At 70.1% G+C, this 16,591-nt stretch carries 10 protein-coding genes; 5 read left to right on the top strand and 5 right to left on the bottom strand.

From position 1 onward, the window contains the following. The first annotated feature begins 64 nt into the window (after positions 1-64). Both PWS46_RS28750 and PWS46_RS28745 read left to right on the top strand, forming a co-directional pair. A complete protein-coding gene (locus PWS46_RS28750) occupies positions 65-1,039 on the top strand; it encodes an NAD-dependent epimerase/dehydratase family protein (protein ID WP_434625548.1) in 975 nt (324 codons plus the stop codon). Further along, positions 1,036-2,295: a glycosyltransferase family 4 protein gene (locus PWS46_RS28745; protein WP_434625546.1), complete on the top strand. Its 1,260-nt coding sequence runs from the start codon at positions 1,036-1,038 to the stop codon at positions 2,293-2,295. Before PWS46_RS28750 ends, PWS46_RS28745 begins: the two co-directional genes overlap by 4 nt. Here the strand turns inward: PWS46_RS28745 and wbaP are convergent. After that, positions 2,289-3,722, bottom strand: a complete 1,434-nt coding sequence (wbaP, locus tag PWS46_RS28740; RefSeq protein WP_434625544.1) for an undecaprenyl-phosphate galactose phosphotransferase WbaP — start codon at positions 3,720-3,722, stop codon at positions 2,289-2,291. The two genes, PWS46_RS28745 and wbaP, sit on opposite strands and share 7 nt — an antisense overlap. A 351-nt stretch (positions 3,723-4,073) precedes the next feature. Between wbaP and PWS46_RS28735 the strand changes: the two genes are divergently transcribed. After that, complete coding sequence (locus tag PWS46_RS28735) at positions 4,074-5,489, top strand: O-antigen ligase family protein (RefSeq protein WP_434625542.1); 1,416 nt, start codon at positions 4,074-4,076, stop codon at positions 5,487-5,489. 20 nt (positions 5,490-5,509) lie between these two features. Then, positions 5,510-6,418, top strand: a complete 909-nt coding sequence (locus PWS46_RS28730) for an FkbM family methyltransferase (RefSeq protein WP_434625540.1) — start codon at positions 5,510-5,512, stop codon at positions 6,416-6,418. Here the strand turns inward: PWS46_RS28730 and PWS46_RS28725 are convergent. The 3 genes from PWS46_RS28725 to PWS46_RS28715 all read right to left on the bottom strand — a co-directional run bounded on the left by PWS46_RS28725 (position 6,346) and on the right by PWS46_RS28715 (position 14,281). Then, positions 6,346-9,462: a M10 family metallopeptidase C-terminal domain-containing protein gene (locus tag PWS46_RS28725; protein ID WP_434625538.1), complete on the bottom strand. Its 3,117-nt coding sequence runs from the start codon at positions 9,460-9,462 to the stop codon at positions 6,346-6,348. The genes PWS46_RS28730 and PWS46_RS28725 overlap by 73 nt on opposite strands. 143 nt (positions 9,463-9,605) lie before the next feature. Continuing rightward, a complete protein-coding gene (locus PWS46_RS28720; protein ID WP_434625536.1) occupies positions 9,606-12,683 on the bottom strand; it encodes a glycosyltransferase family protein in 3,078 nt (1,025 codons plus the stop codon). Continuing rightward, on the bottom strand, positions 12,680-14,281 hold the full coding sequence (locus PWS46_RS28715) for a tetratricopeptide repeat protein (RefSeq protein WP_434625534.1): 1,602 nt from the start codon (positions 14,279-14,281) through the stop codon (positions 12,680-12,682). The genes PWS46_RS28720 and PWS46_RS28715 overlap by 4 nt, the downstream gene beginning before the upstream one ends. 188 nt (positions 14,282-14,469) lie before the next feature. Here PWS46_RS28715 and PWS46_RS28710 point away from each other — a divergent pair, with 188 nt between their 5' ends. Further along, positions 14,470-15,813: a tetratricopeptide repeat protein gene (locus tag PWS46_RS28710; RefSeq protein ID WP_434625532.1), complete on the top strand. Its 1,344-nt coding sequence runs from the start codon at positions 14,470-14,472 to the stop codon at positions 15,811-15,813. A gap of 34 nt (positions 15,814-15,847) precedes the next feature. Here the strand turns inward: PWS46_RS28710 and PWS46_RS28705 are convergent, their stop codons facing one another. Then, positions 15,848-16,399 (bottom strand): hypothetical protein, encoded by a 552-nt coding sequence (locus PWS46_RS28705; RefSeq protein ID WP_434625530.1) that lies wholly within the window; start codon positions 16,397-16,399, stop codon positions 15,848-15,850. Positions 16,400-16,591 lie beyond the last annotated feature (192 nt).

Below are 16,591 nucleotides of genomic sequence, written 5' to 3'. Positions count from 1 at the left end.
GGTGGAGGTCGGGATATCATAGAGCCGAATCTCCGGCTGCCATAATTCCGTGTGCAATATCGACATGGCGAAAATACTGGTTCTGGGCGCCGGCGGCTTCATCGGCGGGCATCTGGTCAAAAGGCTGAAGCGCGACGGCCATTGGGTTCGCGGGGTCGATCTCAAGCTGCCGCAGTATGGCGGGACGCCGGCCGACGATTTCATCGTCGGCGACCTGCGCGACCCCGACCTGTGCCGCGCGGCGGTGGATACGCGCTTCGACGAGGTCTACCAGCTCGCCGCCGACATGGGGGGCGCCGGCTACATCTTCACCGGCGCCAACGATGCGGAGATCATGCACAACTCCGCGACGATCAACCTGAACGTCCTGGATGCGTGCCGGCGCCGCATGGTCAGCCGCGTCTTCTACGCCTCTTCGGCCTGCATCTACCCGCAGGAGAACCAGACCAGCGTCGAGACCCCTGTCTGCCGCGAGGACACCGCCTATCCCGCCAATCCCGACAGCGACTATGGCTGGGAAAAGCTGTTCAGCGAGCGGCTCTACCTCGCCTATGGCCGCAACCACGGCATGGCCGTGCGCATCGCACGTTATCACAACGTCTTCGGTCCCGAGGGCGCCTGGGACAACGGCCGCGAGAAGGCCCCGGCGGCGGTCTGCCGCAAGGTCGCCCGCGCCGAGGATGGCGGCGAGGTCGAGGTTTGGGGCGACGGACGGCAAAGCCGCAGCTTCCTCTACATCGACGAATGCCTGGAAGGGACGCTGCGTCTGATGCGCTCGGACTTCGGCCAGCCCGTCAACATCGGGTCCGAGGAGATGGTCAGCATCGACCAGCTGGTGGCGGAGGTGGCGGCCGTCGCCGGCAAGCGCGTCCGGATCCGCCATGTTCCCGGCCCGCAGGGTGTGCGCGGCCGCCGGTCCGACAATGGGCTGATCCGCTCGGTGCTCGGCTGGGCGCCGGAACAGCCGCTGCGGACCGGCCTGGAACACACCTATCGCTGGATCGCCGGACTCGTGGACCAGAACGCGCGCGACCGGTGAGCAGGCCCGCAACCGAAACGCCGGGAGGGGCCTTCACCGCCGGGCCCGTCCGGCGGATCCTGGTGCATGACTATGCCGGCCATACCTTCCAGGTGCAGCTCAGCCGCTGGCTGGCGGCGCAGGGACATCAGGTCCTGCATCTCTATGCCGCCGAAGCCGAAACACCCCACGGGCGCCTGGTCCGGGATGCGGACGATCCGGCGGGCTTCGCGGTGGAGGGGGTGGGCGTCGGCCGGCGCCCGGACAAATACGTGCTGCACCGGCGGTGGCTGCATGACCGCGCCTATGGCGGCCGGCTGGCCGAGCGCGCCGCCGCCTTCGGGCCGGATGTCGTCCTGTCGGCCAACGCCCCGCCGGCGGCCCAGTCGCGCCTGCTGAAGCGCCTGAAGCGGGACGGCGTGCCGCTGGTGTGCTGGGTGCAGGACATCTTCACCGTCGGGGCCGAGGAAATCCTGAAGCGCAAGCCGAGGCTGCTGCGCTGGGCGGCGCTGCGCCTGCTGGCGCACATGGAGTTCGGCACGATGCGGGAGTCGGCGGGACTGGTCGTCATCTCGCCGGATTTCCTGTCGACCCTGGCGGAGCGCGGCCTCAGCCACCCGCACAGCACCGTGATCGAGAACTGGGCTCCCTACGGCGAGATCACGCCCCGCCCGAAGGACAATGGCTGGAGCCGGGCCCACGGCCTGCACGACCGCTTCGTCTTCCTGTGCAGCGGCACCCTGGGGATGAAGCACAACCCCGGACACCTCGCCAATCTGGCGCGCGCCTGGCGGGACGACCCGCGCGTGCGGGTGGTGGTGGTCAGCGAAGGGCTGGGACGCCGCTGGCTGGAGGAGGTCAAGGCCGCAGAGGCGCTCGACAACCTCGTGCTCCTGGATTTCCAGCCGATCGACCGGCTGTCGGACGTGCTGGCATCGGCGGACGCCCTGGTGGTCCTTCTGGAGGCCTACGCCGGCGCCCTGTCGGTCCCGTCCAAGGTCTACAGCTATTTCTGCGCCGGCCGGCCGATCCTGGGCGCGCTGCCGGCCGCCAACCTCGCGCGCCGGCTGGTGGAGGGCGAAGGGGCCGGCCTCTGCGTCGACCCCGGCGACGAGGCGGCGTTCCTGGCGGCCGCGCACCGGCTGTACGAGGACGCGGCATTGCGCAGGTCCTGCGCGGAGACGCAGACCGGCTACGCGGCCCGGACATTCGACATCGACCGGATCGGGCCGCGGTTCCTCCGCGTGCTGGACGACGCCTGCGCCCGGTATCAATAGGCGCCGACGCGCCGCAGCACGACCGGCATGGTCTTGGCCAGGATGGCGATGTCGTGCCACAGCGACCAGTTCCTGACATACCAGGCATCGCTGCGGACCCGCTGCTCGTAACTGCTGTCGTTCCGGCCGCTCACCTGCCAGAGCCCGGTCATGCCCGGACGCACCTGCAGATAGAAGGCGAGGTCGCGCCCGTATTTGTGAAGCTCATCCGCCGTCACCGGCCGCGGCCCGACGAGGCTCATCTCCCCGCGCAGGACGTTCAGGAGCTGCGGCAGCTCATCCAGGCTGCTGGCCCGCAGGAAACGTCCGATCCTGGTCACGCGGGGATCGTTCTTCAGCTTGAAGGTGCTCCGCCATTCGGCCAGGGCCGCCGGATCGCGTTCCAGCAGCTCGCGCAGGATGCGGTCGCTGTCGCCGACCATGGTGCGGAACTTCAGGCAGGTGAAGGGGCGGCCGTTGCAGCCGATCCGCCGGTGCCCGTACAGCACCGGGCCGCCATCCTTCACGATCAGGGCGGCGAAAACGGCGAACAGCGGCAGAAGCAGCACCATCAGCACGACCGCCACGACGAAGTCGAAGCAGAACTTCAGCGCGCGGCTCATCGGCTGGGCCAGATTGTTCCGCGCCATCATCATCATGATGTCGTGGCTGAAGAAGTAGAACCGGTCGAACCCCAGCACCGGCAGCCCGCGCAGCGGCGGCACGATGGCGAAGGGCAGTCCTTCGCACACCAGATCGGTGATCAGGTCGCTGTCCTCCACGCATTCGGCGCTGGACAGCGCCAGCACCACCAGCTGCGCCCTGTGCATCTCATACAGGGCGGCCCAGGAGCGGCCGGTGACGGTTTCGAGCAGGGACGACAGCGGGACGGTGCCGAGGATGTCGTAGCCGAGGGAGGGTTCCGACCGCAGCGCGTAGCTCGCATCGTCGGCTTCCTCGCCGCTGCCGACGATCAGAACCGGGATACGCCAGCAGCCGCAGGCGTCGAGAAGCCCGGCCACCATCCGGCGGCCCAGCGGAAGGAGCGCCGCCGAGACCATCCAGGTCAGGACCAGCCAGAGGCGGGAGAAATCCGCCTTGAGCGCGAACATCAGGAAGCCGTCGCACAGAAGCATCAGGATGCAGCCGAGGACGATGTGCTTCACCTCGGTCCAGAAGGGCAGGCGCTGACGGTAATGGCCCTGGGTGAGCAGCCAGAGGACCAGGCCGATGCCGAACCCGCCGAACTGGATCAGGCGCAGCGCCGTGTCCTCGCCGAACATATCGAGGAACGGCCGCTTCAGGATCCATTCGTTCACGGCCAGCGACGGCAGGGCCGCCAGACCGAACGCGACCAGCAGCATGGCCAGGTCGGAGGCCAGGAGCGCGACATGCCGCATTCGGCGCAGGCGGGCCAATTGGACCGGGTAGCCCAACGTCTTCAGCATCGGATGAACGGTAGCCTCACGACTGGTCACGCGGGCGCGCCTCGCTGGAATTGGCGGAAGATGACAAGACTTACTACCTGCAAGGGCATTCTGCGGCAATACTCCTGCTTTTGTGTAAATCAAATTTGACTCAATCTCTTTCAGTTTTGAAATATGCGGCGGCGTGATTCCTGCCGCTTCCGTTTGGGACGGCCCGGCAGCCTCCCCGGGAAACTGCGCTCTTTCGAGCGGCGAAGCACGTCCTTCCGGCCGGCCGGCTCCGCCGATCGAGGTAGGCACGGCACCGCCATTGCGGGTATGATGCGGCGGGCTTGGGAACGATCCCGCAGGATTGTTGGAGACTTTGCAAACTTGACGGGAAACACGCTGATTTTTCGCCTGCTGATGGTCGTCGTCCTGCTCGCGCCCCTCCCGCTGGGCGCCAACCGCCCCTGGGCGTGGAGCATGATGGCCGTGGCGGTCGGGCTTCTGTGCGGGGTTTGGGGAGTGCTGGCGGCGGTCGGGAAGGCACAGGCCCCCCTGCCCTTCCGCCGGCTGTGGCCGGTGGCCGTGCCTTTCGCGATGGTGCTGGCCTGGGCCTGCGCGCAGACATCCTCCCTGCTTCCCACGGACCTGTGGCACCCCCTCTGGATGGCGGCGCAGCCGGCCCTGGAGATCGTTGGGGAAACTGTCGGAGGGAGCAAAATGGCCGGGGCGGTGTCCGCCGATCCGGCGATGACACGCGCGGCGATCCTGCGGCTCGCGACCTATGGCGGCATCTTCTGGCTTGCCGTGCAGCTCGCCTCCGACCGGAAGCGTGCAAGGGAGGCGCTGATCCTGATGGCCGCCGCCAGCACGCTGTACGCCGTCTATGGGCTGGCCGCCTATTTCTCCGGCGCCAAGACCATCCTGTGGATGAGCAAGTGGGCCTACGTCGACGACCTGACCTCGACCTTCGTCAACCGCAACGCCTACGGCGCCTATGCCGGCCTGGGCATGGTGTTCTGCTTCGCGCTGTTCCTGCACGCGCTGCGGCCGTCCTCCCGCCCGAGCGCTCCGCGCGCCTACGAAATGGCGGAGACCTTCCTGGTCCATGCCCTGCCCTATCTGATGGCCCTGGTGGTCCTTGGGTCGGCGCTGCTGCTGTCGCATTCGCGCGGCGCCTTCATCAGCACCGGCGCCGCACTGGCCGTTCTCATGATCGCGCTCGTGACCGGCAGGATCGTGCGGCCGCGGACGGGGCTGCTGTCGGCCCTTCTGGTGCTGGGGATCGGCTTCGCCATTCTGGGCGTGAGCGGCGACAGGATGGTGCAGCGTTTCGCCAACGAGAGCGCCCAGGACTATGACGAGGAAAGGCTGAGCGCATACCATCTGACGATGCGCGCCATCGAAGACGCGCCGCTGACCGGCACCGGGCTCGGCGCCTTCACCCCGACCTTCCGCCTGTACCGCGACGCATCGCTGTCCCGTGCGGTCGATTGGGATTACGCGCACAACATCCCGCTGGAAATGGGGCTGGATCTGGGACTGCCGGCGGCAGCCCTCTTCTACCTGTGCCTGGCCGTCATCTTCGGGGTGTGCATGCGCGGGCTGATCGTGCGCCGGCGCGACGGGATCTATCCCGCGGCGGCGCTCGGCGCCGCGACGCTGCTGGGCGCCCATGGACTGGTCGATTTCAGTGCCCAGATGCCGGCCATCGCCGCCATGCTGGCGATGATCCTCGGGATCGGCTACGCGCAGTCCTGGAACACCGCGGATCGCCACCGGAACAGCGGCGAACCGGCATGAGCCGGGTGGGCGGAGCGTTGATGGGCGGTGCATTCTGGCGCAAGGCGCGCAAGCTGGCCCGCCTGCTGGGCAATCCGGCATTCCGCCGCGGCCTGCGCTTCGGCGTGGCGGCGGCCATCGAACACCGCACCATCCTCGGCGCCCTGCCCGTCGCCACCGTCATCGACGTCGGCGCCAACACCGGCCAGTTCTCCCTGCTTGCCGCCTCGCTGTACCGGAACGCCGCCATCCATGCCGTGGAGCCGTTGCCGGCCGCCGCCGCCGTCTTCACCCGCCTGTTCGCGGACAGCGCGCGCGTGCGGCTGTACCGGGTGGCCGCCGGCGCCGGGGCGGCGAACGCGCCGCTGCATGTCTCGCGGCGCCATGACTGCTCGTCGCTGCTGCCCATCGCCGGGGGCCAGACGGATTTCGCTCCCGGGACGGAGGCGGTCGGAACGATCACGGTGCCGGTCCGCCCGCTGGACGAGTTGATCGCTCCCGACGACCTCGTTCGGCCCGTCCTGCTGAAGCTGGACGTGCAGGGCGGTGAACTGCAGGCCCTGCAGGGGGCCGGGCGCCTGCTCGCGGCCGTCGACCATGTGTATGTCGAGGTCTCCTTCCTGCCGCTGTACGACGGCCAGCCGCTGGCGCACGCCGTCGTCGAGCATCTTGCCGGGCAAGGATTCGGCCTTGCCGGGACCAACCATCCGACCTTCGACCGGGCAGGCCGCTGCGTCCAGGTGGACCTTCTGTTCAGCCGGCTGCCTGCCGCGGCGACGCATCTCCACGGCCGGCCCGCAACGGAGCCCGGCCTGAGGGAAAACGGCCTGAGGGAAACCGCCCTGACGGAAGCCGGTCAGGAGGCGGAAACCGCGCCCTATCCCCCCATCGCGGCGGCCAGCAGCCCGTCGCTCGCCATGGCGAGCCCGGCCGACTGCGGGCGGACATAGCCGATCGGGTTGGGACGGGACTCGTTGCGGCCATAGGTGATGAAGTGGATCAGTGCCTTCTGCTGGTCGCTGCCGAAGGCGGCGCCGAGGTCGGGGTTGGCCATCAGATAGGCGAGCGCGTTGAACCGGGTCGGCCGCCCCTCAGTCTGGCCGGTGGACTGGTAATAGGCGGTGGCCGCCGCGGTGTCGGTGCCGAACCGCGCTGCCAGATCCGGGTTGGCGGCCAGATAGCTCAGGGCATCGAAACCGGCGGCGTCGCGACGCGGCGTGTTGCCGTAGAGCACGACATAGAGCTTCACCTGCTGCTCATTGCCCGAGAAGACGCTCAGCAGGTCCGGGTTGGCCAGCAGATAGTCGTGGGTGTTGAAGACCGTGCTGCGGTTCTCCAGACGGCCGAAGCGGATGTAATGCTCCTCCGCCCGTGTGGAATCGTTGCCGAAGGCGGCGGCCAGATCGCGGTTCGCCGCCAGGTAGGAGAGCGCGTCGAAGCTGCTGCTGCGCCCTTCCGACCGGCCGTAGGACAGGTAATGCCGGGCCGCCTGGGCGGTGTCGGTGCCGAAGTTTGCGGCCAGATCGGGGTTGGCGGCCAGATAGCCCAGGCTGTCGAAGGTGATGCTGCGCCCCTCCAACCGGCCCATGGTCAGGTAATGGCGGGTCGCCGCCACCGGATCCAGGCCGAAGGCGGCGGACAGATCCTGGTTCGACACCAGATAGCCGAAGGCGTCGAAGCGGGTGCTGCGCCCCTCCCGCTGCCCGAGCGTCAGGTAATGGCGGGTGGCGGCGACGGTGTCGGTGCCGAAGGCGGCGCTGAGGTCGGGATTGGCCGCCAGATAGGCCAGCGGGTCGAAGCTGCCGGCCGCACGCCCCTCCCGCCGGCCGAAGGCCAGATAATGCTGGGTCGCGGCCTTGCGGTCATAGCCATAGGCGGCGACCACGTCCGGGTTGGCGGCCAGATAGGCCAGCGGATCGAAGGCTGCGACCGCCCGGCCCTCCGCCCGGCCCAAGCGCAGGTAATGCTCGCGCGCGGCCGTCTCGTCGCTGCCGAAGGCGGCGGCGAGATCGGGATTGGAGGCGAGATAGGCCAGCGGGTCGAAGCCGGCCATCGTCTCGGCCAGCGGGGTCACCCGCAAGGTCACGGTCTGGCCGCTGACCGCGCCCTGGCTGTCGGTGACGGTGTAGGCGAAGGAGCCCGGCGACGACGGGGTGCCGGATGGCGCCTGATAGGTCAGGCCGGCCAGATCGGCGGTGCCGAGCGTCATCCCGGCGGTGACGGCGGTGCCGTTGGCCAGCCGCAACGTGCCGGCGGTCGGCAGCCGGGTCAGCGTCACCGTCATGCTGTCGCCTTCGTCCGGGTCGCTCGGCCGGTCGATGCCGAGGCCGACGGCCGGCCCGGCTTCCAGGGCGGTCAGGGTCTTGTCGCCCTGGACGGTCGGCGGCCGGTTGGCCGGGCGGGAGGAGACGATGAAGCCGATCCAGCGGCTCCAGGCCACGCCGTTGTAGGCGCGCACCGACAGCTCGTCCAGGCTGGTCAGGGAGGAGGCGGCGAAGGTGACGCCGGCGAAGGCGGCGGCGCTCAGCGAGACCACGGCGCCGGTCCCTTGAGCCACCCCGCCGACCATGATGGAGCCGGCGCCGTCGGTGTTGTCGACCAGCTCATACTGGGTGACGAGGCCCCCGGCGGGATCGGTCGCCGTCACCAGGCTGGCGATGCTGATCGAGGAGCCGATGGAAACCCGGCCGGCCTTGGCGGTGACCGCCGGGGGCGTCAGGCTGATCCGGGTGTCGGCGAACAGGGCGAATTCGACGTCGGTCAGCGTGTCGGTGCCCTCGCCGCCGCCGGAGATGGTGGCGCCGTCGGACGTGACGGTGACGGTGTAGGAGGAGCGGCTGCCGTTGTAGACCGCGGTGTCGCTGCCGCCGCCGCCCTGCAGCGTGTCGTCACCGGCCCCGCCGGTCAGCGTGTCGGCGCCCTCGCCGCCGGTCAGCAGGTTGTTGGCGGAATTGCCGATCAGGATGTCGTTGCCGGCGCCGCCGACGGCGTTCTCGATGGTGACGCCGGCGGCGATCGCCAGATTCCCCACCGCCAGCCCGCCCGATCCGTTGGGGCCGATGGAGCTGAAGGCGCCGGGGGTCAGGTCGATGCTGACGGCGGACGCCTGCCCGCCGGCGTCGATGGTGTCGGTGCCGCCGGCATCCCAGATCGCCTGGGAAAAGGGCGTGGTGTTGCTGCCGAAGGCATAGCGGTCGTCGCCGATGCGGGTGTCGGTGTTGGCGCCGTACAGGTACTGGGCCGCCGCGATGTCGTACAGCGCCGGCCCCGTCGCCAGCCCGCTCAACCCCAGGCTGGGGTGCCGGTTGTAGGACATCAGCGTGTAGCGGTAATTGTCCTCGGTCGAGGACAGGTAGGGCGGCTCGCCCCCGCCGCCGGTGGCGTTGTAGTTGCCGGGATGCTTCAGCCCGATGGCGTGCCCGATCTCGTGCAGGATGGTCAGGTAGCCGTAGGTTCCCGGCGTCGGGCTGGTGTTGGTCGAGGCGCTGTTGGAGAGATAGATGTCGCCGCCGCCGTCATAGAGCGACCCGGTCGGATAATAGGCGTAGGCGGCGCTGGAGCTTTGCCGGTTGGTGCCGATGCGGATCGAGCCGCCCTGCCCGCTGTTGGCGCTGTCGGAGGTTTCGACGAAGTAGATGTTGGCGACCGAACTCCAGGCGGCGAAGGCCTGCCGCACCGCGTCGCGCTGCGTGGCGGACAGCGGCGCGAACCCGGTCCCATCCGAGGTGGTGGCGTAGGACGGCGCCTGCTCCATGAAGCTGTAGGTGACCGTCGCCCCGCTGCCGACCGCGCCGCTGCCCCAGCGCGGCGTCCCCGTCGCCAGCAGGGCCTGGACGGTGGACGAGGCCGCGCCCTGCGGCAGCGCACCTTGCGGGTCGATCCCGGCGGAAAGGGGGGCGGCACTCCAGTCGGCGCCCCAGCTTGTTGCATTGCACAGCAGGCAGGAACAGGCGGGCATCGGGGCGGCGGAGAGGTCGGAAAGGGTGTTCGTCATGACCGGGAGGATGTCTTTCGCCACGGGCTGCGGCTCCCGCCACTTTACAACCTTTCATTCCCCGATCGAAAGGGGAGGGGAACCCGGACCTTTTTTCTCCACCGGCCAATGGATGGCGGGCGACGGGCTGCGGTTCCTTCCGCTCACCCCTTCTGCGCGATCAGCTCCTCGAACACCGCCTCGATCCGGTCGACGGAGCGGGCGACGGTGAAGTCGCGGGCACGGTCGCGGCCGGACAGGGCCATGCGCTGCCAGGCGGCGCGGTCCCTGACCAGGCGGCGCAGGCGGTCGGCGAGCGCCTCGTGGTCTTCCGCCTTGAACAGCAGGCCGTCGACGCCGTCGCGCAGCACCTCGCCGCTGCCGCCGGTGCCGCTGCCGACCACGGTCAGGCCGGCGGCCATCGCCTCCACCTGCGAGATGCCGAACGGCTCCTGGAAGACACTGGGGAAGACCAGGACGTTGCAGCGGGCGAACAGGTCGGACAGGCCGCGGCGGTCGAGGAAGCCGGTGAAGCGCACCTTGCCGGCCATGCCGTTGCGCTCCACGAAGTCGCGGCAGCGGGCCGAAAGCTCGGCGTCCGGCGCCTCCCCGGCGAAGGTGCAGTCGAAGTCGACGCCCTCGCGGTGCAGGATCCCCAGCGCGTTGACCAGCGTCTGCGGCCCCTTGTAGTTGACGAACAGGCTGGCGAAGGCGATGCGCAGCCGGTCGGGCGCCGGCATCACCGCGCGGTGGAAGTAATCGACGCGGGCGCCGGGATGGATCACCGTGGCGGGCAGGCCGTAGCCGCCGGCCGCCAGCCGCTCCGCCACCCAGCCGCTGGCCGGCCCGGCGCGGTAGAGCGGGGAGCGGGGAGCCGCCTCCGGCGCGTAGCCGGGATGCTGGTTGCCCAGGCAATGCAGAACCGGGACGCCCATCTGCCGGGTCAGCGGGTCGAGGAACTCGGTCGCCAGCATGTCGAGGTTGCCGACCAGACAGGCGTCGGCACTGAAGTCGCGGGCGGTCTCCAGCACGCGGTGGATGTTGGCGCGGATCAGGGCGGCGCAGTGGGCCGGGTCGTCGTGGGTGAAGGCGCGCCCGTCCCGCCAAGTGCCGTAGAGGGTCAGCGACCGGTCGACATGCGCCTCGATGTCCTCGGTCCCGGCCATGCCCGGCCGGGTCAGGTCGGGCATGTCGGCGGTCAGAACCTTCACCATGTGGCCGCGGCGGATCAGCTCGGCCGAGAACTCCCACAGCTTGCGGCCGTAGCCGCCGAACTCCTGCGGCGGGAACAGGTTGGTGACCACCAGGATGCGGCGGGGCCGCCCGGTCGAGGGAACCGCCGCCTGCCGGAACAGCGCGCGGTAGCGCTCCAGCCCCGGATGATCGCCGGCCGAAGCGGCAAGCGCGGCCTCGTCGAGGTCCGGGGCCGGATCGGGCAGGCCGGCAAGCCGGGCGGCACGGCAGGCGGCCCGGCGGGCCTCGCCGAGATAGATGGCGGCCTCCACCGGGCGTCCGCCCGCCGCGCACAGACGGGCCAGCCCGGCGAGCGCATCCGGTTGCTGGCGGTCCAGCCCGACGGCTCGCAACAGGAACCGCTCCGTCAGGGTATTCTCGCCGAAGCGGGCGGCCAGCCGGGCGACGCCGATGAGCTGTTCGGCGGTCCGCAGCATCGGCTCCAGCGCCGCAAGGCGGGCATGACGCAGTTCCGGCGCCAGTTCCGCCGCCAGGGCCGGGTCGGACAGCGAACGACCGGCATAGCGCAGGGCGTCGGCGCACTGGAACAGGATGCCGCCGGGTTCGGTCGGCACGAACCCCCAGCCGGCCAGATGGGCGGCGGCGTCGGCATGGTCGCGCGACGACAGGGTGGGACAGAGGACGGAGGCCCCGGGCAGCCGGGCCATCCGGCGGTCGGTCTCCGCCCGGTCGGGCCAGGGCAGCAGCGTCACCGCCTCGTCCCGCACCCGGTCGGCGGATGGCGGCAGCGGCAAGGGAACCGGTTCGGGCCCCGCCCCCGGATCCGCGAAGACCACGCGGGGCAGGTCGCGGGCCATCGCCCGCAGGTCGGTGGCGAAGCCGTCCCCAATCCCGCCTTTGGCCCTGTCCTGGCCGGTTGCGTGGACGGTCAATCGCGACGCCGTCAGCTGCAGCCGCTGCAGCGCCTCGTAGGCGGCGAGGCGGCGGCGAAAAGCGGTGCTCCGGGCCGGCAGCGGCACCAGCCTGCGCCGCTCCTCGCGGACCTCCAGCGCCGGATCAACGCGGTCGTCGAACACGGCGGCGAAGAACTGGGCGCGCTTGACCTGCGGGCTGTGGAATTCCAGCAGATGCGCCTGTCCGGCCCGGCGGATCGCCATCGCCTCGTCCGGGTGGTCGAGGTAATGGCGTACCAGCTCCACCAGCTCGTCGGGCGAGCGGTAGGTCGCGAGATGGCGGCCGGGGGTGAAGCAGCGCTCCAGCCCGGCGTCCGCCGACAGTGCGTCGGTGACGAGGAAACCGCCGGCGCCCAGCGCCTCGAAGACGCGCAGGTTGAGGTCGCCGTTCAGCGAGACGTTCAGCGTGACCTGCGAGGCGGCATAGACGTCGGCCGCCCTCTCGGGTTCGGCCCGCATGCCCAGCAGCGGCAGCCCGGCCGCGCTCAGCCGCTCCAGCACATGGCGGCGCCAGGGATGGAAGGCGCCGATCTGCCCGACGAAAGTGAGGGGGCGGGTGGGAGCCGCCGGGATGTCGCGCCGGCGCAGCGCGTAATCCACCGCCGGGATCCAATAGACCCGCTCGAACCCCGCCTCCAGGAAGGCGTGGGCGTGCTGGCGGGTGTGGTCGAGCATCACCGCGTCGAACTCCTCCATCGCGCCATAGGCCAGCAGCGTGCGCAGGGGAGCCGCGAAGTGATGGGTGTCGCCGACCAGCAGCAGCTTGGTGCCCGGCAGCCGGTCCAGCCCACGGGGAAGGTTGCGCCGGGTGGCGTCGGCCTTCACCACGATCAGCTCCGGACGCTGGTGCGCCGGCAACCGGGCGACGACGGCCGTCAGATCATATTCGCCGGGCGGGGTGTTCAGCGAGGCGAAGCCGTCGCCCGTTTCCACCGTCGGACAGTCGGGACCGCAGAACACCTCCCGGTCCGAGAACAGCGGCCGGCGGTAGTATTCAGGCGGGGCCAGACAGCAGAAGAGCGTGACCGGGTCCGGCAGGCGGAGGCTCGGGTCGGAGGTGGCGGCAGGGGCGGAGGCGGGGGCGGAAACGGTCACAGCGCGTCCAGCTCCCGCAGCAGGGTGATCAGCCGGCGGGTCGCGGCCTGCCAGCTGAAATGCTCCAGCAGATGGGCCTGGGCCGAGCGGCGGGTGCCGGCGGGGTCGTCGATGACCGCGCGCAGCAGCCGGGTGGCCTCGCCCTCGTCGGGGCTCCACCAGCTCTGGCCGGCATAGGCGCCGATGCCGGGGGTGACGGCGCTGGGGATCATGTGCGCCACCCGCCCGTCCAGATAGGCATGGTAGGCGCTGTGGTCGGGCGCCAGCAGGGTCAGCCCCATCGCCCCGGCCTGGGCCATCGGCAAGTCCCAACCCTCGCCGTGCGACATGCTCCAGTAATGGGTCGAGGCGGCGTGGAGCGACATCATCTCCGCGTCCGACAGCTTGCCTTCGACCAGGAAGACCGGCGCCGCCTGTTCCAGCGTCCGGCCGGTCTGCGCCGACACCCGGGCCAGCAGATCGCGCATGCCGCCGGACACCCCGCCGGCCTTGCCGATCTTCAGCAGCAGGGCCGCCCGGTCCTCCGCCCGCGTCGTGCGCAGCCAGACCCGCAGCAGCCCGTCCAGGTTCTTGCGGTCGTTGAAGTCGGAGACGTTCAGGACGCGCACCGGGTAATCGGCCAGCCGGCGGCCCAGGCTGTCGACGATGAAGGCGGGGGTGACGCCAGCGGCGTCCACCGTCTCCACCCCGGCGGGGCAGATGTGGACGCGCTCCTCCGGGTGGCCGGCGCGCAGCCAGGCGGTGCGGGAGGAGTCGGTGGCGACCACCACATGGTCGTGGCGCCGGCTGAGGCCCGCCCACAGATCCGGGATGTCGACCGCCTCGAACATGCTGAAATTGATGGTCTTCAGCCCCGGGATGCTCTCCACCGCCGGCGGGGTGGTGACGGTCAGCACCGCCTTGGCCCGCACCGGCCGGTCGAGCGAGAGCAGAAGCGGATCGATCTGGTCGTCCGGCAGGTTGTCGGCGTCGCCATAGTTCAGGTCGACCAGCCGGACGCGGATCCCGGCCGCCACCAGTTCCTGGACGAAGCGGCGGACGGCGTAGGCATAGCCGCTGCTGTCGCGGAACACCCCGCGCACCACCAGCCCCGGCGGCAGGGAGGGATCCGCGGCATCGTCGCGGATCGCGCGGGCGGTGGCGCAGCGTTCCAGGGCGCAGCGCAGCCGGGGAACGGGCACGCCGCCGCCGGTTTCCAGCGCGGCGGAGCGGCGCAGCAGCCGCTCGGCCTCGTCGATCCGTCCGCAGGAGAGCGCCTCCGTCCCCAGGCGCGACAGCGTCATGGCGCAGGCCGGATCGACCTCCAGCTTGCGGCGGAAGTGCGCCATGGCGGCATCCAGCCGGCCCATCTGCATCAGGCTGCCGGCCTGGTTGAACAGCGCGCCGGAATGGGCCGGGACCAGCCGCAGGGCGCGGGCCACCAGCGCCACCCCGCGCGAGGGGTCGGGGCGGCGGCTCAGCAGTCCAAGCAGATGGAGCGCATCCGCCTGGGCCGGGTCGACCGCCAGGATGCTGCGGTAGAGCGTCACCGCCCGGTCGGTCTCGCCGGCCTGGTGCAGGCCGACGGCCCGGGTCAGGGTGTCGTGGATCGAGATCATGGCGCGGGTGCTGTTCCGGAACCGGAGAATAGACGGGCGGGCGGCGGGTCGGGCATCCGGATCGGAGGAGCCGGAAGGCGGTGGAAGATCGGTGAAATCGCTGAGGCTTGCAACAAGGCAGCTTGACCCTCCGGCCGATGCGGGTGCAAGTCAGGGCAACCGCACCCCTCCTTTCCGGGTACCCATTTATGGCTGCCTCCGCTGAAATCGCCGCTCCCATCCAGATCGAAACCCTGCCTGGACAGCGGATGGCGGTACATGATGCCGTCCAGCAGGCGCTGACCTATTGCAATTCGGGTTGGCTCGACATCAGCAGCATGATCTGCGAGCGCATCCTGGCCGCCGACCCCGGCAACGCCCACGCCCTGCTGATCCAGGGCATCGCGGCCTGCAAGAACCGCGAGCCGGCGAGGGCCGTGCCGATCCTGGCGGAGGCGCTGCGCCGCGATCCGGGCTCGGTCGACACGCTCTATCATCTGGGGCAGGCATTGCTGCTGTGCGGGCATTTCGACCGGGCGGAAGTGGCCTTCGACTGCGTCATCCAGGCGCGCTCCGACCATGCCGAGGCGATGGCCGGTCTGGCCGATGTTCGCCGGGCCAGGGGCGACGCCGACGGCGCCTATGAGCTGCTGCAGCGCTCGGTCGCGCTGAAGGGCAACTATTCGCCCTCCTACATCGCCTATTCGCTGATGCGCTTCGACCGCTCGTTGCCGCCGGGGGACGGGTTCGGCTGGAACCGGCGGCGGGAGGCCCGGCGCGACCGCCCCTGCCTGACCATGGCCTCGCTCGGTTCCTATGGGCGCTTCGCCCAGACGGTGAACGAGTATGTCGCCATGCGACTCTATGCCGAGAAATACGGGATGGAGTTCCTGACCCCCGACTGGGTCGGGCATGCCTTCTTCTCGCTAGACGACCCGCGGCTGGACCCGTCGGTGCTGCCGGAATTCCAGGGCTGGCTGCAGCAGCGCAAGGATTTCGCCCGCGGCTTCGACGAGCCGGTGGCCGATCCCTTCCGCGACCGCGACCTGTTCCTGGGCGGCTCCCCGGTCAACCCGATGCTGAAGGATCGGCAAGCCGACATCCTGTCCTGGCTGACCCCGCGCCCCTGCTGGGACCGCTTCCTGGAGCCGCCGGTGGAGGCGCTGCGCCACCGCGGCCGCACGCTGGTCGCCGTGCACATCCGCCAGACCGACTGGTGGAACCAGGACTACACGCCGCTGTCGCTCTATCTGGACTGGCTGGACGGGCTGTGGCCGACGCTGGAGGACCCGGTGCTGTTCGTCGCCACCGACGAGCCGAGCGTGGTCCCCGAATTCGCCCGCTTCAACCCGACCACCCCGGCCGACTTCCCGGTCCGCTGGGAGGGTCTGGAGTATCTGCAGGATTTCCACGTGATGACCCGGGCCGACATCCTGGCGATCAGCACGGGGTCCTTCGCCGCCACCGCCGCCGCCCTGAACCCCTCCCCCCGCCTGCTGCTCCACCCCGCCGAGGGCAACCGCGGGCTGGTGCCGTTCGAGGCCTGGCGTTAGGGGGTGGGGCGGTAGGGAGATAAGGTGCGGCGCCTCAGTCCGCCGTTTCCGGCGGCTTGGCCGCTTCGGGGACCGCCCCGCGCGCCGGGTTGCGCATCGGGTTCCTGGGGTCGAACAGGCCGAGACGCTGCAGGGTCTGGGCGAAGCCTTCGGTCAGCATGGTGATGCGGTCGCTGATCTCGGCGATCTCGCGGGCGGAGATGACCGGGGCGTCGGCCGAAATGCGGCCGTGGGCGCGGTAGTTCAGGCGGATCGCGACGTCGTCGGTCTCGCCCTGGATCCAGGAGCCGTGCAGGATCTTGTTGCGCTCGCGCCCCAGTTCCAGCGCCTCGTCGCAGCGGGCGACCAGGGCCTTGGCCTCGTCCGGGGGAAGGCGCAGGCCGGCGATGGCCTTCAGCGCGTCGAAACGGGCCTTGACCTGCATGTTGGAGGCGATGGGCAGGAATTCGGTGTGATCGGCGCCGAGCAGCCGGGAGATGCACAGCGATACCATGTCCTCGAGCTGGGCCCAGGACACGGCGATCATGCCGATCGCACAGTACATCTTCACGCTGAGGGGGCCCAGCCGGACCGTCCGCGTCGTCATTGGCCACCCTTGGCATCCGCCCCGCTTCCGGGACACGGAGCCGAAAATAAGCTTTCCGCGCGGTATGGGAAAGCCGTCATTGCGCGGCTGGCAGTTGACAGGCCCCCGCGATCCATAGGATGCACTGCCCGCTGCATACAACACGTGCCTTGTCTCTCCGTCCCCACCGCCTCCTCCGCCGCCTCCTCCGCC

The sequence above is a fragment of the Azospirillum sp. B2RO_4 genome, from assembly GCF_051124815.1.
Lineage (GTDB): Bacteria > Pseudomonadota > Alphaproteobacteria > Azospirillales > Azospirillaceae > Azospirillum.
This window is presented reverse-complemented; position numbering and strand designations above follow the sequence as displayed.